Origin of the sequence: Longispora sp. NPDC051575 (assembly GCF_040681875.1) — a bacterium.
In the GTDB taxonomy this organism is placed as follows: domain Bacteria; phylum Actinomycetota; class Actinomycetes; order Mycobacteriales; family Micromonosporaceae; genus Longispora.
Genome location: NZ_JBFAZP010000001.1, coordinates 381,901 through 404,497, shown reverse-complemented (window position 1 = coordinate 404,497; position 22,597 = coordinate 381,901). Strand labels below are relative to the sequence as shown.

Annotated in this window: 17 protein-coding genes and 1 riboswitch; of the genes, 4 read left to right on the top strand and 13 right to left on the bottom strand. The window is 75.5% G+C overall.

Annotation, left to right across the window (positions count from 1 at the left end; all coding sequences use genetic code 11):
- Positions 1-45: 45 nt before the first annotated feature.
- Complete coding sequence (locus tag AB0M43_RS01695) at positions 46-243, bottom strand: hypothetical protein (RefSeq protein ID WP_363720139.1); 198 nt, start codon at positions 241-243, stop codon at positions 46-48.
- A gap of 266 nt (positions 244-509) precedes the next feature.
- On the opposite strand from AB0M43_RS01695, the gene AB0M43_RS01690 reads away from it, so the two are divergent.
- The gene (locus tag AB0M43_RS01690) at positions 510-3,677 is read left to right on the top strand and encodes a tetratricopeptide repeat protein (protein ID WP_363720137.1); all 3,168 of its coding nucleotides are present in this window, start codon (positions 510-512) and stop codon (positions 3,675-3,677) included.
- Between the two features lie 37 nt (positions 3,678-3,714).
- Here AB0M43_RS01690 and AB0M43_RS01685 read toward each other — a convergent pair whose 3' ends face one another.
- From AB0M43_RS01685 to AB0M43_RS01655, 7 genes are all read right to left on the bottom strand, one after another.
- Positions 3,715-4,629: a GNAT family N-acetyltransferase gene (locus AB0M43_RS01685; protein WP_363720135.1), complete on the bottom strand. Its 915-nt coding sequence runs from the start codon at positions 4,627-4,629 to the stop codon at positions 3,715-3,717.
- A 56-nt stretch (positions 4,630-4,685) separates the two neighbouring features.
- Positions 4,686-5,423, bottom strand: coding sequence for a (2Fe-2S)-binding protein (locus AB0M43_RS01680; protein ID WP_363720133.1), 738 nt, complete (start codon positions 5,421-5,423; stop codon positions 4,686-4,688).
- A complete protein-coding gene (locus AB0M43_RS01675) occupies positions 5,420-6,094 on the bottom strand; it encodes an ATP-binding cassette domain-containing protein (protein WP_363720131.1) in 675 nt (224 codons plus the stop codon). Before AB0M43_RS01675 ends, AB0M43_RS01680 begins: the two co-directional genes overlap by 4 nt.
- A complete protein-coding gene (locus tag AB0M43_RS01670; protein ID WP_363720129.1) occupies positions 6,091-7,845 on the bottom strand; it encodes a dipeptide/oligopeptide/nickel ABC transporter permease/ATP-binding protein in 1,755 nt (584 codons plus the stop codon). Before AB0M43_RS01670 ends, AB0M43_RS01675 begins: the two co-directional genes overlap by 4 nt.
- Before the next feature lie 40 nt (positions 7,846-7,885).
- Positions 7,886-8,827, bottom strand: a complete 942-nt coding sequence (locus AB0M43_RS01665) for an ABC transporter permease (protein ID WP_363720127.1) — start codon at positions 8,825-8,827, stop codon at positions 7,886-7,888.
- Positions 8,827-10,389 (bottom strand): ABC transporter substrate-binding protein, encoded by a 1,563-nt coding sequence (locus tag AB0M43_RS01660; protein WP_363720125.1) that lies wholly within the window; start codon positions 10,387-10,389, stop codon positions 8,827-8,829. The genes AB0M43_RS01665 and AB0M43_RS01660 overlap by 1 nt, the downstream gene beginning before the upstream one ends.
- 123 nt (positions 10,390-10,512) lie before the next feature.
- Positions 10,513-10,730, bottom strand: a riboswitch (cobalamin riboswitch).
- A 142-nt stretch (positions 10,731-10,872) separates the two neighbouring features.
- Positions 10,873-11,655: a hypothetical protein gene (locus AB0M43_RS01655; protein WP_363720123.1), complete on the bottom strand. Its 783-nt coding sequence runs from the start codon at positions 11,653-11,655 to the stop codon at positions 10,873-10,875.
- 66 nt (positions 11,656-11,721) lie between these two features.
- Between AB0M43_RS01655 and AB0M43_RS01650 the strand changes: the two genes are divergently transcribed.
- The gene (locus AB0M43_RS01650) at positions 11,722-12,126 is read left to right on the top strand and encodes a nuclear transport factor 2 family protein (protein WP_363720121.1); all 405 of its coding nucleotides are present in this window, start codon (positions 11,722-11,724) and stop codon (positions 12,124-12,126) included.
- Between the two features lie 42 nt (positions 12,127-12,168).
- Here AB0M43_RS01650 and AB0M43_RS01645 read toward each other — a convergent pair whose 3' ends face one another.
- Positions 12,169-14,349, bottom strand: coding sequence for an ATP-binding domain-containing protein (locus AB0M43_RS01645; RefSeq protein ID WP_363720924.1), 2,181 nt, complete (start codon positions 14,347-14,349; stop codon positions 12,169-12,171).
- A 152-nt stretch (positions 14,350-14,501) separates the two neighbouring features.
- On the opposite strand from AB0M43_RS01645, the gene AB0M43_RS01640 reads away from it, so the two are divergent.
- Positions 14,502-15,362: an SDR family oxidoreductase gene (locus AB0M43_RS01640; protein WP_363720119.1), complete on the top strand. Its 861-nt coding sequence runs from the start codon at positions 14,502-14,504 to the stop codon at positions 15,360-15,362.
- A 94-nt stretch (positions 15,363-15,456) separates the two neighbouring features.
- Complete coding sequence (locus AB0M43_RS01635; protein ID WP_363720117.1) at positions 15,457-16,059, top strand: response regulator transcription factor; 603 nt, start codon at positions 15,457-15,459, stop codon at positions 16,057-16,059.
- Here AB0M43_RS01635 and AB0M43_RS01630 read toward each other — a convergent pair.
- The 4 genes from AB0M43_RS01630 to lanKC form a co-directional block, all read right to left on the bottom strand.
- On the bottom strand, positions 16,038-17,906 hold the full coding sequence (locus tag AB0M43_RS01630; protein ID WP_363720115.1) for an ABC transporter ATP-binding protein: 1,869 nt from the start codon (positions 17,904-17,906) through the stop codon (positions 16,038-16,040). The two genes, AB0M43_RS01635 and AB0M43_RS01630, sit on opposite strands and share 22 nt — an antisense overlap.
- Positions 17,907-17,952: 46 nt before the next feature.
- Positions 17,953-19,731: an ABC transporter ATP-binding protein gene (locus tag AB0M43_RS01625; protein WP_363720113.1), complete on the bottom strand. Its 1,779-nt coding sequence runs from the start codon at positions 19,729-19,731 to the stop codon at positions 17,953-17,955.
- Between the two features lie 87 nt (positions 19,732-19,818).
- Positions 19,819-19,950: a SapB/AmfS family lanthipeptide gene (locus tag AB0M43_RS01620; RefSeq protein WP_363720111.1), complete on the bottom strand. Its 132-nt coding sequence runs from the start codon at positions 19,948-19,950 to the stop codon at positions 19,819-19,821.
- A gap of 21 nt (positions 19,951-19,971) precedes the next feature.
- Positions 19,972-22,566, bottom strand: coding sequence for a class III lanthionine synthetase LanKC (gene lanKC, locus AB0M43_RS01615; RefSeq protein WP_363720109.1), 2,595 nt, complete (start codon positions 22,564-22,566; stop codon positions 19,972-19,974).
- Positions 22,567-22,597: the final 31 nt, after the last annotated feature.

The following is a 22,597-nucleotide window of genomic DNA, read 5'->3' as shown; positions in this document are numbered from 1 at the left end:
GTGGCGCCGCGACCCCGTCGCCGGCGCCACCCCGGCTTCCGGGTGCTAGCAGGGCGCCCCTTCGGTGGTGCAGTGCCCGCCGCAGTTCTGGTAGGCCTTGCTGCACCGCCAGAGCCCGCCACCGAGGGGTACGCAGTAGCAGCCGCAGTAGTCCCCGTGCGAGGGCACGCAGGCACCCGCGGTGCTCGAGGGCAGCAGGCGACCCAGCAGGCGGTCGCCGAACCTCGTCATCAACCTGGTCATGACGCTCCTTCCAGAGTTCTGACACCTGGACGATCCAGGCCCCCGGTGCACAGTGGAGCGTGGCGACCGGGGCGGCACGAGACTGGCCCACGCCGCTGTCACCGCGCTGTCATCGCGCCCGACCGGACGGCGGACCGGTACGAGATCTGGCCCACACTGGACCGTCGGGACTACGGACACGGGGGTCCCGAACAGCACAATTTCGAAAGGACCGACCGGGCGTACCCCAAAGGTCCGGAACAGCCCGGCGTGACATCGGAGACGACATGGAGATCGGCCTGCTCGGCCCGCTGGACATCCGCGACGGCGGCCGCCGGATCGCGGTCACCTCCGCCAAGCAGCGCACCGTGCTCGCCGCCCTCGCGCTCCGGATCCCCGAGGTGGTCAGCGCCGAGCAGCTGATCGACCTCGTCTGGGACGGCCGGCCGCCCGCCACCGCGCGGAGCGTCCTCCAGGCGCTCGTCATGCGGCTGCGCCGGCTCCTCGGCCCGCACGTCCTGGTCACCCGGACGCCCGGCTACCTCCTGGCCCTGCCGCCGGAGGCGGTCGACGTGCACCGGCTCCGCGACCTGCGGACCGCCGCCGACCGGGCCGCCGCGACCGGCGACGTCGAAGGGGAGGTCGGGTTCCTCCGCCAGCTGACCGCCCTCCGGCGCGGCCAGACCTTCGCCGACATCGCCTCGGAGACCCTGCACCGGGAGTGCGCGCCCCCGCTGGACGAGCAGCTCGTCGAGGCGCGGGAACGCCAACTGGCCGCCGAGCTGGCCCTGAGCCGGCACCACCTCGTGATCGACGACCTGCGTTCCTTCGTGCTCGCCCATCCGCTGCGCGAGCACGGCCGGGCCCTGCTCGTCACCGCGCTGCACCGGACCGGGCGGCGCGCCGAGGCGCTCACCGCGTACGAGGACGCCCGGCGGACCCTGGCCACCGAGCTGGGCGTCGAGCCCGGCCCGGACCTGCGCGGGGCGCACGCCGCCGCGCTCGACGAGCCCGCCGCGACCCCGGCCCCGGCCACCCCGCCACCGGCCCAGCTCCCCGCCGACATCGGCGACTTCACCGGCCGCTCCGGCGTACTCGACCGGCTGACCGACGGCCTCGCCTCGGCCTGCGGGGCGCCGTTCGTGGCGGTGGTGTCCGGCATGGGCGGGGTCGGGAAGACCACCCTGGCGGTACACCTGGGACACCGGCTCCGGGCCCGGTTCCCCGACGGCCAGCTGCACGCCGGCCTCTCCGAACCCGGTGGCCGACCCGTGCCCGCCGCGGACGTCCTCGGCCGGTTCCTGCGGGACCTGGGGACGCCGGAGCGGCAGCTGCCCGCCGGGCTGGAGGAGCGGGCCGCCCGGTACCGCAGCCTGCTCGCCGACCGCCGGATCCTGGTGGTACTGGACGACGCGTACGACGACGCCCAGGTCCGGCCCCTGCTGCCCGGCACCCCCACCGGCGCGGTCCTCGTCACCAGCCGCAACCGGCTGTCCGGCCTGGCCGGCGCCACCCGGATCGACCTGGACGTCCTCGGCGACACCGATGCCGGCGCGCTGTTCGCCGCGATCGTCGGCACCGACCGGGCGGACAGCGACCAGCGCGCCACGACGGAGATCCTCGCGGTCTGCGCCGGGTTGCCCCTGGCCGTCAGGATCGCCGCCGCCCGCCTCGCGGCCAGGCCGGGCTGGAGCCTGCGCACGCTCGCCGACCGGCTCACCGAGGCCCGTGGCGTCCTCGACCAGCTGGCCACCGGCGACCTCGCCGTCCGGGCCAGCTTCGAGGTCAGCCACCGCACGCTCGCCGCCGGCAGCCCGGCCGAACGGGTGGCCGCCCACGCGTTCGGGTACCTCGGCTGGTGGCGGGGCGCCGATCTGGCCCTGCCGGCGGCCGCCGCCCTGCTGGGCCTGGCCGAACCGGACGCCGAGCGCGCGCTGGAGACCCTGGTCGACGCGCACCTGGTCCAGACCGCCGAGCCCGGCCGCTACACCTTCCACGACCTGCTGCGGGTGTACGCCGCCGAACGTGCCACCGCCGACGTCCCGGGGGAGCGCGCCGTGGCACTGGCCCGGCTGGCCGCCCACTACCTGGCCGCCGCCACCGCAGCCGTCCGCGACGCGGACCTCCGGCTCCGCGCGACCCGGAACGGCGGCCCGGCCCCGGACGGGTCAGCCCCGGCCCGGCAGGCCCCGGACCCGGCCTCAGTCCCGGCTCAACCGGCCCCGGCCGCAGTCCCGTGCCAGCCGGCCCCGGCCACAGCCCCGGCCCCGGCGCTCGCGGCCGCCGCCCGGGCCTGGCTCGACGCGGAGCGGGCCAACCTGATCACGGCGGCGGCCCTGGACCACCGGCTCTCCCCGGTGCTGACCGGCTACCTCCAGACCCACGCCCACTACGGCGACGGGGTCCGGCTGCACACCCTGGCGGTGGAGGCCACCGCGAACGACCCGGCCGGACACGCCCGCGCGCTGCACGACCTCGGGCACGCGCACCTCCAGCTCGGCCACTACGCCACCGCGCTGGAGCACCTGCGCCGCGCCGCCGCCGGGTACGCGGAACTCGGCGACGGCGCCGGCGAGGCCCTGGCGCTGGAGGTCACCGGCGAGCTGCACGGGCAGCGCGGCGAGCTCGACCAGGCGCTGGCCCAGCTGCTGCGCGCCGCGGACCTGCGGCGCTCCGCCGGGGACCGGTACAGCCAGGCCGGCGGGCTGGTCAACCTCGGCACCGCGCACGGGCGGCTGGGCGACCTGGACCGGGCCGCCGCCGCCTGGCGCGAGGCCCTCGTTCTCGGCCGGGAGGCCGGCAACCAGCGGGCCGAGGGCGCGGCGCTCGCCGGACTGGGCATCGTCCACCAGCGCGGCGGCCAGTTCGACCGGGCGTTGGAGTACCTGCACCAGTCCCTGGACCTGCACCGGGCCCGGGGTGACCGCCGCGACGAGGGCGGCACCCTCAACAACCTGGGCGTCGTCTACGGCCGGCTGGCCCGCTACCCCGAGGCCGCGCACCACTTCCGCCAGGCCCGCCGGCTGCACGCCGAGATCGGCAACCGGGCCTCCGAGGGGCAGTCGCTCAGCGGACTGGGCACCGTCCACGAACGACTGGGCGCCTACGACGAGGCTATCGCCCACCACGAGGAGGCCCTCGCGCTCGGCCGCGAGATCGGCGAACGCAACCTCCAGGCCCAGTCCCTCAACGGCCTGGGCTCCGCGCACCTGCGGCGGGGCGAGGCCGGGGCCGCGCTGGACCGGCACACCGCCGCCCTGGAGATCGCGGAGCGGACCGGCGGCCTCATGGAGCAGGCCCAGGCGCACGAGGGCATCGGGCACGCCCGGCATGCCCTCGGCCAGCCGGCCCGCGCCCGGCCGCACTGGGACCGGGCGCTGCGGGCCTACACGGAGATGGGCGTCGTCGAGGCCCACGAGCTGCGGGCCAGGCTCGCCGACCAGGACCTGCGCTGATCTGTGCCCACGCTGCCGGCCGGCACGGGCAGCGGGGTCAGACCCGGACGGTGAGCTGGCAGATGTTCGCGGCGTAGGCGGTGGTCATCCCGACCGACTGGTACAGCTGGTACGCGCCGGTCGGGTTGGAGGTGTCCACGCCCAGCCCGGTGGCGGTCCGGCCGCGCGCCGCGTGCCCGGCGAACGCCGTCTCCAGTAGCAGGCGGCCCAGCCCCCGGCCCCGGTGCGCCGGGCGCACGCCGAGCAGCTTCACCCAGCCCTCGTCCCGGTCGGCCCGCTGGTCGGTGGAGCGCAGCGCGGCGGCCCACTCGCCGTCGACCTCGCAGACCAGGCAGTCGTCCCACTGCCCGGAGTCGTCCGCCGCGTACGGCCGCCGGGCGCTCGCGAACGCCTCGACCATGACCGCGTGGAACTCCTCCAGCTCCCCGCTGGCCATCGGCCGGACGACCACCCCGGCCGGCGGGGTGGGCGCCTGTTCCGCCCCGGTCAGCGCCCGGCTCATCCGCGCGCTCTGGTACTCGAACGCGAAGCCCGCCCCGGCCAGGGCCGCGAGCCACCACTCCTCGGTGCCCGGCACCCCGCCAGCGCGGACCACCAGCTCCGGGTGCCCGGCGGCCCGGGCCCGCTCCGCGCACCGGGCCAGCAGCAGGTCCAGCACCGGGCGGTGGGCGTCGCCGACGGAGTCGGGGTGCCGGTACACCTCGCAGAACACCGAGTTCTCCTCCGGCTCCAGGTAGCCGAGGCAGACCACCCGGCCGTCGGGGTCCCGGACCAGCCAGGCGTCGAGGGCCGGGTCGAAGTCCGGGGCGGTGAGGATCTCGCGGACCTGGGACTCGTCGAACTCGGGCGCGCCGATCGAGGCGATGTCGCTGGCGTGCAGCATCACCAGGATGTCGGCCACGTCGTGCGGGGTGGGCCGACCGAGGGTGTGTCCGGCGGGGAGGGCTGTCATGGGGCCAGTCTCAGTGCCCGACCGCCGTGGCGCCAACCCTTTTCCGGCCGTTGCCGTCACGCCTCCAGGGCGGCGTCCCACCGCACGCGCAGCTCGGCGGGTCTGAGCAGCGCGCAGTCGCCGCACTTGCCGCCCGCCGGGATCTGGTAGTGCAGGCAGCAGCTGCGCCGGACGTAGAAGCTCCGCCCCCGGTGCGCCGTGAACGTCCCCGCACCGGCGAGCGGCCCGTGGTCCAGGAGCGGCCCGCAGTCCACCACCGGGGTCGGGCCGGTCCGGGCGACGGTGTCCAGCGCCCCCGCGACCGAGGCGGCGACGTTGCCCCACAGCATGCCGGCCGCCCCGGGCGCCCGCGCGCGGACCGCGTCGACCACCGGGCCGAGGTGGCCGTCGATCAGGTCGGCCCACCACCGTCCGACGTCCCGGTCGTCCAGGGGGCGGCTGCCGGCCGGCTCCGTGAGCAGGAACTGGAAGCCGTCCGTCGGCTCGTAGCGCCAGCGGACCCGGTCCGGGCGCACGTCGAGCAGCACGCCCCGGGTGGCGAGCGCCGCGACGACCGGGCCCAGCAGGCGCGAGGCGTAGCCGAAGATGGTGAACGAGCCGGCGACCCGGGGCGTGCCGATCGCGAAGCGGCGGGCCACGGTGTCGATCAGCCGGTCGGTGGTCGCGTCGGCGGCGCACAGCTGCCGCACGGTGCTCCAGCCGGGCCCGTCCGGTCCGGTGCGCAGGGTGTACCTGGGCACCACCGCGATCGCGGCCAGAACGTCGAAGAGCTCTTCGCGGGGTACGGCGGTCACGGGTCCATCCGGTGGGTGCGGTGGGCGAGGGTGTCGAGCCAGACGGTGTCGTGGCTGACGACCACGAGCGCGGTGCCGTGGCCGGCCGCCTCGGCCAGCAGTTCGGTGATGGCGGCGGCGGTGATCACGTCCTGCCGTGCGGTCGGCTCGTCGGCGACGACGAGCGCGGGACCGGCGACGAGGGCGCGGACGATCGCGATCCGCTGGCACTGTCCGCCGGACAGCTGCCCGGGCCGCGCCGTGGGGTCGAGGTGCCCGAGCCGGGCCCTTTCGAGCCACTCGGCGGCGACGGCGCGCAGCCCGGCGCCGTCCGTCCGGGGCCGGCCCGGGGCGGTCAGCGGTTCGGTGAGGCTGCGCCAGATCGGCCAGCGCGGGTCGAGGCTCGCGTGCGGGTCCTGGAAGATCGGCATCACGTAACCGGGGCGCGGGTAGCCGGCCGCCCGGGACCGGCGCCACGCGGGCTGGCCGGCGTAGTGGACGGTGCCGCTGTCCGGCCGTTCGATCCCGGCCAGGAGGCGCAGCAGCGTCGACTTGCCGGAGCCCGACGGTCCGCTGATCCCGAGGATCTCGCCGGGCGCGACGGTGACGCTGACCCGGTCGACGGCGCGGATCCGGCCGTGGCGGGTCGGGTAGCCCCGGGTGACGTCCACGGCGGTCACGACGGCGGTCACGATTCCTCCCAACAGGCGACCCCGCCGACGAGTACCGGCTCGCGGTCCCGGCACCCGTCGGTGACCCGGGCGCACCGGTCCGCGAAGGCGCAGCCCGGGCCCGGCTCGCCCCGCAGAGCCGGGGGAGTGCCGGGCAACGCGGTCACCGGGTCGCCGCCGGGTCGCGGGGTGGCGGCCAGCAGCGCGCGGGTGTACGGGTGCCGCGGGTTGCCCAGCAGCTCGGCGGTGGGGCCGGTCTCGACGATCCGGCCGGCGTACATGATGACGATCCGGTCGGCGTGCCGGGCGACGAGGCGCAGGTCGTGGCTGATCAGCAGCAGCGACCTGCAGGAGGCGCGCAGGGTGCCGAGGATGTCGTCGGCGAGGTGCGCGTCGAGGGCGCTGGTCGGCTCGTCGGCGATGGTCAGTACCGGCTGGTGCGCGCCGGCCGCCGCGATGGTGGCCCGCTGCAACATGCCCCCCGACCAGCGGTACGGCCGTTCGGTGAGCCGGTCCGCGGCGTCGGCGATCCCGAGCGCGTCGACCCGCCGGACCACCTCCCCGCGCGGTGGCCGCCGGCCGTGGTGCCGCCACGCCTCGCCGACGTGGTGCCCGACGGACCGCAACGGATCGCAGGCCGCGTACGGGTCCTGGGCCACGTAGCCGACCACCCGGCCCCGGAGCCGGCGCAGGCCCCGCCGGTCGAGGCCGGCCACGTCGGTGCCGTCGACGGCCAGGGTGCCGGCGAGCGTGGCCCCGGCGGGCAGCAGGCCGAGGACACTGCGGGCCAGGGTCGTCTTCCCGCACCCGGACTCGCCGACGACGGCCACGCACTCACCGGCGGCGACCGTCAACGAGACGCCGCGCACGGCCCGGGTGCCGTCGGGGTAGGTGACGACGAGGTCCGTGGCGCTCAGTACCCCCGAAATGTCCTGTGTGGTCGTGACCTTGGGGTTGCGGCGGGGGCGGGCGGGGCGCGGTCGCGGGTCGACGGCGTCGCGGAGGGCGTCGCTGATCAGCATCGCGGACGCGACCATCGCGGCGATCAGCACGGTGGGGCCGATCAGCAGCCACGGCGAACTCACCAGGGAGCCCTGGCTGTCGGCGAGCAGTTGGCCGAGCTCGGCGGTCGGCGGCTGGGCGCCCAGGCCGAGGAACGACAGGCCCGCCAGGGTCAGGGTGGTCTCGCCGACCGTCGTCGTGGCCGCGACCAGCACCGTCGTCGTCGCCCCGGGCAGCACGTGGCCGAACAGGATCCGGATCCTCCCGATGCCCGCCAGCCGCGCGGCGGTCACGTCCAACCGGCGGTCGCTGCCCAGCACGGCCCCGCGCGCGATCCGGGCCGGATACGCCCAACCGGACGCGACGATCGCCAGGATCAGATGCGTGGAGCCGACGCCGAGGGCGCCCACGACCGCGAGCGCGACGATCTGCGACGGCAGGCCGAGCAGCGCGTCGATCACCCGGCCGACCACGGCGTCGACGACCCCGCCCAGGTAGCCGGCCAGGCCGCCGACGGTGATCCCGATGGCCGTGGTGAGAGCGAACACGACGAGTACCGCCTGGAGGGACTTCCCCAGGCCGGCCAGCGTCCGGGCCAGCTGGTCGCGGCCGGACTGGTCCGTACCGAGCCAGTGGTCCGCGCCGGGCGGGGTCAATTGGCGGGCGTAGTCGGGCAGGTCGGGGTCCACCCCGAGTAGGCCCGGGCCCGCGACGGCGAGGGCGACGACGGCCACCGCGATCCCGACGCCGGTCCACATGCCCCGGGTCACCGCCGACCACCCGCCCGGGACAGCGGCGAAGCCGCCGGCCTCACCGCGCACCCGCCCGGGCCAGGCGCGGATCCACGGCGACGGCGACCAGGTCCACCACCAGCGACACCGCGACATACACGGCGATCGCCAGCAGGGTGTACGCCTGCACCACCGGCAGGTCCCGCGCCGTGATCGCCTGCACCGCGTACCGGCCGACCCCCGGCCACGTGAACACGGTCTCCACGATCGGCGCCCCGCCGAGCAGCGCGGCCACCCCGGTCCCGACCACGGTCAGGAACGGCACCAGCGCCCCCGGCAGGTCGTGCACCACCAGCAGCCGCCACCTGCGCGCACCCCGCGCCGTGGCCACCTCCACGTGCGGCGCGCCCCCGGCCCGCAACAGCTCGGCGCGCAGCAGCCGCGACCACGCGGCGGCGGTCCCCAGGGACAGGGTGAGCGCCGGCAGCCCCACCGTCGCCCAGCTCCCGTCCGTGATGATCTGGAAGTGCCCCAGCCGCAGCACCACGACGTGCAGCAGCGCGAGCCCGACCACGAACCCGGGCAGGACCAGCACCGCCGAGGACAGCAGCCGGATCGCGGCGTCCGGCCACCGGCCCGCGGTGACGGCGGCGACCGTGCCCAGCAGCAGGGCCGCCGCCAGCGACAGTCCGACCGCGACGACGGTGAGCCGCACCGTGGCCGGCAGCCGCTGACCCAGCTCGTCGGCCACCGGCCGGCTCGTGGCCCAGGACGTGCCGAAGTCGCCGCGCGCCGCGCCGGCCAGCCAGCGGCCGTACCGGGTCACCGGATCGCCGGTCAGCCCGAGCTCGACCCGCTTGGCCCGCACCTGTTCCTCGGTCGGATGGGCGACCCCGTTGGCCGTGAGGACCCGGTGCGCCGGATCGCCCGGCGCCAGGGCCAGCAGCGCCCAGACCAGGACGCTGCCGACCAGCAGGGTCAGCACGGCCTGGCCGATCCGGCGCAGGACCGTGTGCCGCATCAGTACGCGTCGACCCACAGTAGGGCCACGGGCGGTACCGCGTAGCCGCGCAGCTTCGGCGAGGCCACCACGGGTACCCGCTTGAGGGCCAGGTACAGGCTGTACACCTTCTCCTCGATCACGATCTGCTGCACCCGGGCCATCAACGTGTCCCTGGCAGCCGGGTCGAACGTCTCCGCCAACTGCGCCGCGAGCCGGGTCAGCTCCGGATCGTCGACCCCGCCGTAGTTGTTGTCCCCGCCCGGGGTGAAGTTCGCGATGATCGGGGTCACCGGGTCGGTCTGGGTCCAGTCGATCGCCCCGTTGCCCATCACCGCCGCGTCCCAGCCGGCCGGCTGCTTCACCGTGGCGGTCACGTCGTCGATCTGGCGGACCTCGACCGTGAACCCGACGGTCTTCAACTGCGCCTGCACCGCCACCGCGACGGTCTTCGAGTCCGGCTGCTGCGGGTACGTGAGCAGCGTGAACGCCAACGGTTTGCCGGCCTTCGCCCGCGTGCCGTCGGCCGCCTTCGCCCAGCCGGCCGCGTCGAGCAGCGTGTTCGCCCTCGCCTGGTCGAAGGTCTGGTTCCTGGCCGCGTACGGCAGGAACGCCGGGTAGAAGCCGACCGACGTGTCGTACAGCCCGTTCATCACCTGGGTGGCGAGCTGGCCGTAGTCGATCGCGTGCGACAGCGCCCTACGGACCTCCACCTCGGCCAGCGGGCCGGTGCGCGGGTTGAGGACCAACTGGAAACCCTCGGCGGCGGTACCGGCGGCCTGGTTGAGGAACACCGCGTCGGCCCGACCCTGCAGTTCCCGGGCGGCGGACGTCGGCGGGTACAGCGCCAGGTCCGCCTCCCCGTGCTGCACGGCCAGGATCCGGGCCTGCGCGTCGGGGATGAACCGGACGGTCAACTTCTCCAGTTTCGGCGTCGACACCGTGTACCCGGGGGTCGGCGTCATCGTCATCGCCTCCGAGGTCAGCCCGGTGACCGTGTACGGCCCCGACCAGATCCTCGCCGCGATCAGCTCGGCCGGCTTCCCCTTCACCGGCAGGTACCCGGCGTGGTCGAAGATCGGGAACATCGACTCGTGGGCGAGCAGACTCGGCACGTACGACGTCGGCTTGGCCGTGGTCAGCGTGACCGTCAACGGCCCGTCCGCCTTCGCGGTGGCCCCCGGCAACATCGGCTTCACCGAACTGTTGTCGGTCAGGCTGAACGTCATCGCGGCGGCCAGCGCGGCCCCGTCGAGCGGCTTGCCGTTCTGGAAGGTCAGATTCGGCCGCAGCTTCAGGGTCCACGTCGTCGGACCCGCCTGGGCCGGTGCCGACTCCAGCAGCCACGGGACCAGCTTGCCCCCTGCGACCGGCTTCATCAGCAGCGCGCCGAACCCGAACTCCGGCGCCCAGAACCCGCTCTCCAGCGGATCGAGATCCTTGACCGCGAAGCTCGTCGCGATCGTCAACGTCGTGACCTTGCCGTCGACCGGCTTGTCCGTCGACGTACCCGTGCAGGCCGAGGCCCCCAGGGCCAGGCCGAGCACGGCCACCAGAAGTCTGCCTCTACTGCCTATCCGCATTGCCGCTCTCCCTCGCGAGATCCGACGCAAGCCGGGTCGGCGGGAGACCACGCGTGGACCGGCCCAGGGCGCGGCACGGCGTCGGCGAGGCCCCTCCCACGAGACCCGGAACCGGCACGCGCGTTGGGCGCGTGCACCGACGGCAGATATTCGGACTCGTGGGCGGTGCGCCGACAGACGCTGCCTAGTGGCCGCCGCTTCCCAGGACGTGGCGTCCCAGTGCTGTTGACGGCGGTCGTTCCCACATACCGCTGCGGGGCAGTCCCGGATTCACACCGGGTTCCCTGTTGCCACGCCCACCGCCGTGCGGGAGGGGGCGTACCGTTGGCGAGCAGGAGCATACACACCCCGCTCCGGCCGGGATAGCGAGTGACTCACACCCGTCACCTCTTGTGGAGTATCTGTCACCGTCCGCAATGCTCCGTCCCGGGCCGGGGCTGCCCGGTGCGTCAGACCCCGGGCCTTCCGCTCGGCACGGTGACGTCAGTGCCCCGGGGCGACGAGGCGCGTCGCGGCCTCGTAGCTGGCCAGCGGCAGGACCACCTGGGCATCGCAGCCCCGCGCGCCGCACTCGCACGCGAACGGGTAGCCGGTCGGGGCCACCGGCGGGACGTGCGCCGTGCCCAGCCAGGTGCGGATGTTGTCCGCCACCACGCCGTTCTCCCAGCGCCGCGCCGCCCGGAGGTCCGCCGGTTCCACGTCGAGCCCGACGATCCCCGGCAGCACCCCCTCGACGGCGGCCAGGATCTCCTCGACCGGAAGGGTGCCGTCGACCGTCACGACGGGAAAGCCGCGCGCGGCGGCCAGGGCGGCGACCCGTTCTCCGTAGCGCCGGTCCTTCTCGATCCGGTTCTCCAGTGCCCGGTGGGCGTCGGCGGTGGGCGGAAGCGGTCGACGCTCCAGCACCGAGCGTTGGAACGGCGCCGTGGAGACTAGGAACACGGCCGCGTCGCCGTCCGGCACCAGGTCCGGCAGCACCTGCGGGCCCTCGACGACCACGGGCGGCGACGCCGGCAGCGCCGCCAGGTCGGCGAGCACCAGCGGCCAGCGCTTGCGGGCCAGCGCCTCGAACTCGGCCGCCTGCTCCACCGGGGTCAGCCCGAGCCACTGGTCGTCGGGGCTGCGCTCCGGTTCCGGCAACCGGGCCTCGTGGCTGTGCCAGAACGCGTCCAGGGGGAACACCCGCAGGCCGTGGCGACCGGCGAGGATCCGGGTCAGTGTCGTCTTCCCCGAGCCGGTGCCGCCGCCGATCCAGACCGTGACCATGGCCGCCACAGTACCGACATTTCCCGATCCGGGCGCGCCCCGGGGCGGCGGGGATAGGGTTGCCGGATGGCTGACACCACGGGGGACACGATCGACGCGGACCGGCTGGGAGAGCAGGAACGGCGGCGGCTCGCCGCGCTGGTGGCGGCCGACACCGTGCTCCTGGACGAGCTGCATGCCGAGGACTTCCTGCTGGTCAATCCGGGCGGCGGCGAGTGGGACAGGGCGTTCTACCTCGGAGGCGTCGCCGACGGCTCGATCGACTACCGCAGATTCGAGGCCGTGACGCCGATCCAGGTGCTCGCCGGCGACGGCGTCGCGGTCGTGCGGTACCGGTCCGCGATCGAGATCGCCATCGACGGCGGCCCGTACAGGGCGCTGAGCGCGTGGCACCTCGACTGCTACCGGCACGACGGGGCGGCCGGCCGGTGGCGGTGCGTGTGGTCCCAGGCCACCGCCACCGGCGACTGACCGCCCGGGGGCCGGAGGGTGGGACCCCCGACCCCGGTCAGGTCAGCGCGGCTTCAGCGCCCGCAGCACCTCCGGCACCTCCCCGGGGCACAACACCCCGAGCCGCCGCGTCGACCGCGTCAACGCCACGTACAGATCGTTGTGCCCGCGCGGCGACTCGTCCAGGATCGCCTGCGGATCCACGATCAGCACGGAGTCGAACTCCAGCCCCTTCGCGTCGCGCACGGTCAGCACCTGGTCCCGGCCGCCGACGGCCCGCAGCTCGACCCGGCTCTCGGGCACGATCACCCCGACCCGGCCGTGCGCGCCCTCCTCGGCGACCAGGGCCGCGACCCGGCCCGCCAGGTCCCCGGTCTGTTCCACCCACGGCTCGACGCCGACGGACCGGACCGGACGCGGCGCGGTCAACGCGGGATCCAGTTCGGCGAGGACGTCGGCGGCCACGGCCATGATCTCCGCCGGGGTGCGGTAGCTGACGGTCAGTTCGGCGAGCCGCCAGCGCTCGGCCACGTACCCGCCGAGGGCGCCCTGCCAGGAGGCCGTGCCGGCCAGGTCGCCGGTCTGGGCCACGTCGCCGACGAGCGTCATCGACCGGTTGGGGCTGCGGCGCATCAGGAGCCGCCACGTCATCGGGGACAGTTCCTGCGCCTCGTCGACGATGATGTGCCCGAACGCCCAGGTCCGGTCCGCCGCCGCGCGCTGGGCCGCGGTGAGCCGTTCGGCGTCCTCCTGGCGTTCGGCGAGCTGGCCCGCGTTGACGACGTCGGCGGCGAGGAGGAGTTCCGGGTCGAGTTCGTCCTCCAGGTCGATGGACCGGGAGCCGAGTGCGATGTCGAGCACGCCCTCGGCATAGTCGGCGTCGACCGCCGGGCCGGCGACCTCGACGACCTCCTCCTCGCCGAGCAGCTCGGCGGCCTCGTCCAGCAGCGGGACGTCGGCCGGGGTCCAGCCGCCGCCGGGCCGGTACAGCGACAGCCGCTCCGAGGGGGTGAGCAGGTCGCCGGCCGCGATGTCGATCCGGTCGCGGTCGGCGTAGAACTCGGCGAGCAGGCGTTCGGGGGTCAGGTCCGGCCACAGCTCCTCGAGGGTCGCGGCCACCTCCGGGTCGGCGGCCAGCTCCTCGCGGATCTCGACCAGGTCGGCGGGGCCGAGCAGGTTGTCGCCGCCCAGCGGGTCCGCGCCGATCCGGTCGGCGGCCTGGCGGACCAGGGCGTCGAGGACGTCGTCGGTGAACACCGCGCGGGCCAGGTTGTGCGGGCGGCCGGTGCCCAGGGCGCGGGTCCGGGCCCGGTCGCAGGTGACCGGGTCCAGCCAGAGCGGTTCGCGGTCGTAGGTCAGTTCGATCGGCTCGTCGGGGACGCGCTGCCGGTCGGCGACCGCCCCGGCCAGCACCTCGGCCAGCACGAGCCGGCCCTTCACCTCGGCGACGTGCGCCGGTTCGGCCGCCGTGGCGGTCACGCCGGGGAACAGGCCGCCGGGGGTACGCAGCAGCACGCCCGTCTCCGCCAGCGACGGCAGCACCTGGGAGATGTACCGCAGGAACGTCGGGTTCGGCCCGATGATCAGTACGCCGTGCCGGGACAGCTGTTCGCGGTGCGTGTAGAGCAGGTACGCGGCCCGGTGCAGGGCGACGGCCGTCTTGCCGGTGCCGGGGCCGCCCTGCACGACGAGCACCCCGCCCATGTCGGAGCGGATGATCACGTCCTGCTCGGCCTGGATGGTCTCCACGATGTCGCGCATCCGGCCGGTCCGCCGGGCGTCGAGCGCCGCGAACAGGGCCGCCTCGCTGGCGATGCCGACCTCGGTGTCCTCGCGGGCGGCCTCGGCCAGGTCCAGGACCTCGTCGTCGAGTTCGGTGACCCAGCGGCCCTGGGTGCGGATGTGCCGGCGGCGGCGGACCCCGTCGGGCGCGGCGGCCGTGGCCAGGTAGAACGAGCGGGCCGCCGGGGCGCGCCAGTCCATCAGGAGCTGCGCGTGCTCGCCCCCGGCGTCGAACAGGCCGATCCGGCCGATGTGCCGGACGGTGCCGTCGTCGAGGTCGAGGCGGCCGAAGCACAGGCCGTGCTCCAGCGCGCCGAACTCGACGACCTGGTCGGTGTAGAGGACGCTCGCGGAGTCGCGTTCGGAGCGGTTCTGCGGCGTGCCGCCGGGCGTGTAGTGCAGGGCGGTGGCCAGCCGGTCCTGCGCCTGGGCGCGCAGGGTGTCGAGCTGGCCGTAGAGCATGGACAGGTAGTCCTGCTCCTCACGGAAGTCGGCGGCAGTTGACAAGCGAACTCCTTGTTTGGTACCGTCATGGCCAGAACCGCTTTTGACGCGGTTCTTTTTTGTTGCACGAACTTCCCAGTATAGCCATGCCCCGTCGCTACGGTGGTGTGATGACTCCTCTCGCCGTCACAGGGTCCACCGGGCAGCTCGGTGGCCGGGTCGCCCGGCTGCTCGCGGCGGCCGGCCTGCCGCTGCGCCTCCTGGTCCGCGACCCCGCCCGCGCCCCCGACCTGTCCGTCGAACTCGCCGTGGCCTCCTACGGGGACGGGGAGGCCGTCCGCCGGGCCCTCGACGGCGTCGAGACGGTGTTCATGGTCTCCGCCGCCGAGGCCCCCGACCGCCGCGACCAGCACTTCACGTTCGTGGACGCGGCGGCGGCCGCCGGGGTCCGCCGGGTGGTCTACGTCTCCTTCCACGGCGCGAGCCCCGACGCGACGTTCACCCTCGCCCGGGACCACTGGGCCACCGAACGGCACATCCGCGCCTCCGGGCTCGCGTCCACGTTCCTCCGGGACAACCTGTACCTCGACTTCCTGCCCCGGATGGTCGGCGAGGACGGCGTGATCCGGGGGCCGGCCGGCGACGGCAGGGTGGCCGCCGTCGCGCAGGACGACATCGCCGCGTGCGCCGCCGCCGTGCTCACCGACCCGGCCGCGCACGACGGGGAGACCTACGACCTGACTGGCCCGGAGGCGCTGACCCTCGCCGAGGTCGCCGCCGTCCTGACCGCCCGGACCGGCCGGACGGTCACCTACCACCCGGAGACCGTCCCGGAGGCGTACGCGTCCCGGGCCTCCTACGGCGCGCCCGACTGGCAGCTCGACGCGTGGGTGAGCACGTACACGGCGATCGCGGCCGGGGAACTCGCGGGTGTCAGCGACGCCGTTCCCCGGCTCTCCGGCCGCCCGGCGACCACGCTGTCGCAGCTCCTGGGCTCACGTTCCGTCAAACCTCCCGAGGTGGTCGGATAGTCGACAATCGACTGGTTGCTATGCCATGACTACGCTGGGGAAAGAGGAGATTGGCACGGGGAGTGACCGACTTGGGGGTTCGTTGATTCGCACGGTGCTCGGACACGAGAGGGCGCTCTGGCGGGGAGCACTGGGTGCGATGCTGGCCCGGGAACGCGACCTGGTCGTCGTGGCCGAGGTCGGCCGTGGCGAGGAGATCCTCGACGTCGCCCTCCGTGAGCGGCCCGATGTCGTCGTGCTCGACATCGCGTTGCCCGGGACCGTGGAGGTCGACGAGCTGTGCGTGACCCTGTGCGAGGGGCTGCCCGGGGCCGGGATCCTGGTCCTGGTCGACCGGCGGACCTGCGCCACCATCGGCGTCACCCTCACCCGGCTGGCGCCCCGGGTCGGTTTCCTGGCCACCGACGCCTCGCCCCGCCAGCTCGTCGAGGGCATCCGGCAGCTCGCGCTCGGCAAGCCGGTGATGGACGTCGAGATCGCGGTGGCCGCCCTGTCGGCCGAGAACAACCCGCTCACGACCCGCGAGCGGGAGGTGCTCCGCAAGGCCGTCGACGGCGCCCCGGCCCGGGAGATCGCGGCGGAGCTCTTCCTGAGTACGGGCACGGTGCGCAACTACCTCTCCAGCGCGGTGTCGAAGATCGGCGGCCGGAACCGGATCGAGGCCATCCGCATCGCTCAGGACGCCGGCTGGGTCTGAGCGGCCGGCGGGGTGCGCCCGGCCCCGTCGACGGCCGTGGCCCGCGTCGAGGGCGGCGCCTGGCGGGGTCCGTCCGCGTCCGGTGACCCCGACCGGTCGGCGTGCCAGTGGCCGAGCAGCTCGCGGTACAGGGGGGACGTCGCCAGGAGCGTGTCGTGGTCGCCGAGCGCGGCGGTCACCCCGTCGAGGACCAGCACCCGGCGGGCCCGCAGCGCCGAACTGATCCGGTGCGCGATCACCACCACCGTGCCGCCGCGCGCCGCGAACGCCTCCTCGGCCCGCCGTTCCGCCGCCGCGTCCAGGTGGCAGGTGGCCTCGTCGAGGACGACGACGGGCGCATCGGCCAGGTACGCCCGGACCAGGGCGAGAAGTTGGCGTTCCCCGGCGGACAGCGCGCCCGGGGTGACGGTGCCGGGGTAGCCGCCGAGGCGGGTGACCAGGTCGGTGGCCCCGATCGCGGCCACTGCGGCGTCGAGCAGCGCGTCGGGGGCGGTCGGGCGCAGGTAGCGCAGGTTCTCCCCGACGGTACCCGTGAAGAGGTATGCCTCCTGGGGGATCAGGACGCGCCGGTCGGTCGGCGGGGCGGTCACGGTGCCGGCGTCAGGGGGGAGCAGGCCGCACAGAAGGCCGGCCAGGGTGGACTTGCCGATCCCGCTCGGGCCGACGACGGCGAGGTGGTCGCCCTCGGGCACGTCGAGGCGCAGGTCCCGGAGCACCGGCAGGGAGTGCGGGCCGTAGGCGAAGGTGAGGCCGCGCACGGCGATGGCGTACCCGGTCGATCGCGGGATCCGGTCCGAAGCGGCCGACCGGGGTGCGTTCCCGGCCGTTGCGCCCGGCCGGGTCGGGGCCGGGTACCCCTCCGATGGCGCCACACGGCCGGCGGCGGGCCCCGGGCGTGCGGGCTGTTCCGCCGACGCCGCCGCGTCCAGGATCCGCCCCAGGGTCACCACGAACCGCAGCCCGCTGCCGCCCAGCCCGTCGACCAGCGCGCCCAGCGCGGGCTGGAGCCCGACCAGCACATACGTCAGCCCGCCCAGCAGGGCCCCGGCGGTCAGGCCCCGGCCGACGAGCCACGGCGCGGCGGCGAGCAGCGCCAGCAGCGGTCCCCAGCCGCCGACCGCGAAGCACAGGGTCCGCAGCGCGCCGACCCGGGCCAGGGCCAGCTCGGCCGTCGCCTGGTGGCCGACGGGCCCGCCGACCAGCGCCGCCGCGTACTCCTCGCCGCCGCTCCCGGTCACGTCCCGCAGCCCGGCGAGCACCGTGCCGGCCGTGCTGGACAGCCGCTCGTCGGACCGGACGTACGCGCGCTGCCGGCCGGCGGCCACCCCGAGCGTGGTCAGGAACGCGCCGAGCCCGAGCAGGAACGGCGGCCCGACCAGCAGCAGGATCACCGGCGCCGTGGAGGCCAGCCCGACGGCCGCCCCGGCGGCGGTGACGACGAAGCCGCGCACGACGACGACCAGCCCCGCGTAGGTGTCCCGGGCGATCTCCACCTGGTGGGTCAGCCGCGCGACCGCCCCGTCGTCCGGGCGGCCGGCGACGCCCCGGCGGAGCGCGCCGCGCACCACGAGCCGGACCAGGTCGTCCCGGAACGGTTCGACGAGGTCGCCGAGGCGCAGGTACACCTGCCGGGCCCCGAGGGCGCCGACCCCGGCGGCGGCGAGCAGCCCGCCGAGCCAGGCCAGTCCCACCCACGGCCGGCCGGCGAGGAAACCGGTGTCCACGGCGCGCGCGACGGCCAGCCCGGACAGCGCGGCGGGCAGCGCCTCGGGCACCGACCAGGCCAGGAACGCCCAGGTCGCCCGCCGCCGCAGGGACCGCCCGGCGTAGCGCAGCTCGCGCCTCACGACGCGCGCCCCCGCGTCCGGAACCCGGGGCTCAACGACCTGCCGCTCATGTCGGGAACACCGCCCGGTAGTCGGCGTCCGGCCACAGTGTCTCGTGCGGGCCGACGGCGCGGACCCGGCCGGCCTCCAGCCACACCACGAGGTCGGCCCGGGCCGCCGTCGACACCCGGTGGGTCACGATCAGACGGGTACGGTGCCCGTGGTCCTCCGTCAACGTCCGGCTGATCCGCATCTCGGTGACCATGTCGAGGCTGGACGTCGCGTCGTCGAGGACGAGCAGCCGGTCGGCGTGCCAGGCGCGGGCCAGGCCGAGCCGCTGGGCTTCGCCGCCGGACATCGGCGCGGCGGCGAGCGCGGTGCCGTAGCCCCGGGGGAGCCGGGTGACGAACTCGGCGGCGCGGGTGGCGTGGGCGGCCGCGAGGACGTGGGTGAGGGGCCGGCCCATGCCGACGGCGTCGGCCACGGTGTCGCCGACGAGGACGGGGCGCTCGAAGGCGCAGGCGACAGCCGCCCGCAGGGCGGGGTGCGGTAGCTCGGGGAGGGGGACGCCGTCGAGGAGGACGGTGCCCGCGTCGGGGTCGCGCAACCGGCCGGCGAGCGCGGCCAGCACCGACTTACCGGCACCCGACAGCCCCACGACGGCCACGGCGGCACCCCCGGGCAGATCCAGCGTGACCCTGTCCAGCAGAGCCGGGACCCCGACCCCGTTGAGCAACGCCGGGGCCCCGGATCCGACCGGTGCCGGGCCGGCGGAGGAATCGGCGGCGACAGGCCCCGACCGGTCCGCACCGGGCGCGGGCGGCGAGGTCTGTCCGCCGTGGACGGTGACGTCGAGGAACTGGAGACGGCCCGGGCCGGCGGGCAGCGACCGCGTGCCGTGGACGGTCGGCGGGACCGCGAGGACCTCGGTCACCCGGCCACCTCCCGCCCGGGCCCGGGCCAGCCGCCCGAGCAACCCCGTGAGCCCGCCGAGCCCCGCACCCTGGACGGCGTACTGGCTCGCGGCGAACAGCTCGCCCGCCGTGATCCGGCCGTCGACCAGCGCGAGTCCCCCCGCGGCGAGCACCGCGACGAGGACGAGCGGCCCGAGGAGCGCGCCCTGGGCGCTGGTCCGGGCGAGGACCTGCCAGGCGCGCACCCCGTGCCGGCGCAGCTCCGCCAACGGACGCAGCACCCGGGTCTCCTCCCGGTCGACGGTGCCGGCGGCGGCGATCGTGCGGGCCCCGGTGAGCGCCTCGGCGAGCCGGCCGGCCAGCTCACCCTGGGTCTCCTGGTAGCGCAGGGCGGCCTCGGTGGTCCGCCGGGTGAAGGCGCGCAGCACGAGAGCGACGAGCCCGAGGCCGGCCAGGAAGGCCACGGCCAGCGACGGGTCGAGGACGGCCAGCAGGACGAGGCTGCCCGCCGGGGGCACGACGGCGGCGGCGAGCAGGACGAGGCTGGGACCGGCGTGCGCGGCCGACGCGGCGGCGGAGGTCAACCGGGTGGACAGGTCGCCGGGGGCGAAGGGGCGCGCGCGGCCGGGTCCGAGGTCGAGGATGTGCCGGAGGAGGCGGCGGCGCAGCCGGGCGGTGGTGTCGGCGACCGAGGCGGCCCCGGCGTAGGAGCCCGCGAGGTCGCAGGCCACGGCCACGACGACGGCGATCACGGCCCAGGTGGTCCAGGAGAACCCGGCGGGGCCGGTGGGCCGTGCGGTGCCGACCAGCGCGTCGACCGCGTTCCCGAGGATCCACGGCAGCCCCAGTCGGGCCCCCGCCCCGCCCAGTGCGGTCACCCCGATCACCGGCAGCCAACCGCCGCGACGCGCGCTCCCACCGGGCTGGTTCACCTACACTCCTCGGTACGGGCCGTGGCCCCGGACGAGCGACAATCGTCCGGGGCCACGGCTCTGCGTGCGGGGTGGTACTGGTCGGTACTAGTCGCAGATCAGGACGCTCAGGCCACTGCCGTGGCCACACAGGGTGACGCTCAGCGTGCTGCCGTGGCCACCGTGGCCGCCGCCGTGCTCGGGAGCGGTGGTCATGCCCTGCAGGTCGAGAAGCACCATGGGAATCTCCTTAGAGGGATTTCAGTGACCCGCGCCGGTCGGCGCGGGGGTCTGTGGGGTCGACGCGGGGCGTCGACCGGGGGCGAGCAGCGGCGCGTGCGCGGGCGTGTCGTGCAGGACCGCGCCGAGGGCCAGGAGCACGCCGGCGGTGCCGGTGGCCAGGTCCATGGACAGCCGCAGCAGCGCGGTACCGGGGAAGGCCGTCCCGCCGCCGTAGGGCAGGGCGTGCCAGTTCAGGGCGCGGACCTGGCGTGCCACCTCGGGGTCGGTCCGGGGCTCCGGTGAGCGGCCGGCGAGGTAGAGCAGGACGCCGGCCCGGCCGGTGAACAGGCCCGGGAGGACGTACATCGGGGACCGGGCGGCCAGCTGCGCGCCCCGGCTGGCGGCCGCGAACTCCTCGTCGGCGGCCCGGGCCAGGTACTCGTCGAGGATCATGCCGAGCCCCACGCTGCCCACGTCGAGGTACGGGTTCGTCCGCCAGCCCTCGTCGACCTCCAGCACCCCGTTCCCGCGCACCCGGCACCGCCGCAGGTCCTGGCGCAGGGCCACGGCCGCGTGCTCCAGGAACGCCGGGTCGCCGGTGTCGTCGTAGGTCCGCAGCAGCAGCCACGCCCGCCCCGCCCCGCCGCGCATCAACCCGGCGTAGGGCTCGCTGCCGCCGCTCGTCGTGCCGCCGTCGGCGGTCTCGCCCAGCCGTTCGGCGACCAGCGCGGCGGCCCGGTGCGCGGCGACCCGCAGCGTGGGCTCGCCGGTCCGGTCGGCCAGGTGCAGCAGGTTGAGGCCCGCGCCGGCCAGGCCACCGAACAGGTCGGTGCCCAGGGTGTGCCACTTCTCGCCGAGGAACACGTCGACGGCGTCGAGGGCGGCCTGCCGGTGGCCGAGGTGGTCGAGGGTGAAGGCGGCGCCGTGCAGGCCGTCGTACAGGCCGAGGCGGGTGTCGGGGTGCGGGTCGCGGGTGTGCCGGACCAGCCAGTCCTCGAACTCCGGGTGCCGGTCGGCCCCGGTCGTCGACAACGCGTACAGCACGCCGGACGCGCCGTGCGCGAGCCCCAGGCCGCCGAGCGGGAACTGCGCGATGTCGCCGGGAAACAGCCGGTCGTCGCGGCCGGGCGTGGCGCTGGCCACGATGGCGCGGGCCAGGCCGTCGCGCAGGTCGGGCCAGCCGGCGGGGTCGGGTTCGATCCGGGCCACGGGGGCCGACGGCAGTTCCGGGGGCGCGATGACGTCGACGGCGCGGGCGAGGAACGACGGCGGTACCGGGAAATGGTCCTGGATCGTCTCGGCGTGCCGGCGGGCCGTCGGCCGGTGCAGCCACAGCAGGTTCGTCATCGGCAGGAACAGGGCCAGGCGCAGGCAGGCCAGGGAGTACAGGTCGCGGTCGACGCCGGTGATCCCGCGCGGCGCGGCGAAGCCCTGGTTGCCCAGGCCGGCGCGGACCGGGTCCCCGACCTGGGTGGCGACCTCGAAGTCGAGCAGCGCCACGGTGTCGTCGTCGCGGACCAGGATGTTGAGCAGGTGCAGGTCGCCGTAGACCACGCCGCGGGCGTGCACGGCGGCGAGGGTCTCCTCGACCTGGCGCTGGATGTCCAGGGCCCAGTCGGTGTACCGGGCGCGGTCCCCGGCGCCGGCCGCCGGGTCCGTCAGCGGGTACCGCGCGACGATGGCCCTGTTGAGCACGACGCCGTCGACGTGCTCCATCACCAGGAACCGGTGCTCGCCGAGGGTGAACAGGTCGAGGGCGCGGGGGATGCCGGGGACGCCGTCGAGCTGGCGGAGGATCGCGTGCTCGTGCTCGATCCGGCGGACCGCGTCGTGCCCGTGCGAGTCGAGCCCCGCGTGCGGCCGGCCCTCCTTGAGCACGACCCGCGCGCCGGTCCGGGTGTCCTTGCCGGTGTACACCCCGCCGCCGTTGGAGAAGTGCAGCACTCCGTCGATGGTGTACGGCAGGTCCGCGACGTGCACGGCGTTGCGCGCGGCCAGGTGCGGGGCGAGGAACGCCGGCAGCGTGACCCACTCGGGCACGTGGAACACCGGATCGCGCCGGTCGGGGACGAGCGTGCCGTCCGGGGCGGCGATCGCGGGCACCCGCTCGCCGTCGGCGGCCACCAGGTACCGGTGCGTGAAGGCCCCGTAGCGCACGTGCAGCGGCCCGGAACCCCAGCGCAGGTCCGTGAGGATGGCCGGGTTGGGCTCCCCGTCGAGCTCCGCGCCGAGGGCGGTGAGGATCGCCTCGCAGGCGGCGTCGTCGGCCGGGTAGATGGTGACGAGCTTGCCGCTGTGGCCGCGCGGCGCGTTCTTCGACACCCGCGCCGACAGCGCGTCGGGGGAGCGGAGGAACTTGAAGCCGATCCCGCGCGGCACGCAGTACTCCCAGACCGCGTCGAGGACCCGGTCCGCGTTCTCCCGGGTGGCCGACGCGTGGATCTTCCAGCCCTGGGCCGGCAGCGGGTCGGCCGGCCGGCGGAACACCAGCCAGTCCTCCTGCTCCGCCCGGGCCCAGCCCTCGGGGAGCGGGCGGTCGGCGGTGGCGAAGGACTGCCCGGCGGTCGCCGCCGAGCCGGTGGCGTCGTAGAAGGTCCGATCCGCCACGCAGTAGTCCTCGTACCGTTGCGCCATGCCGCCTCGATCCCTCGACTGTGGTATCGAG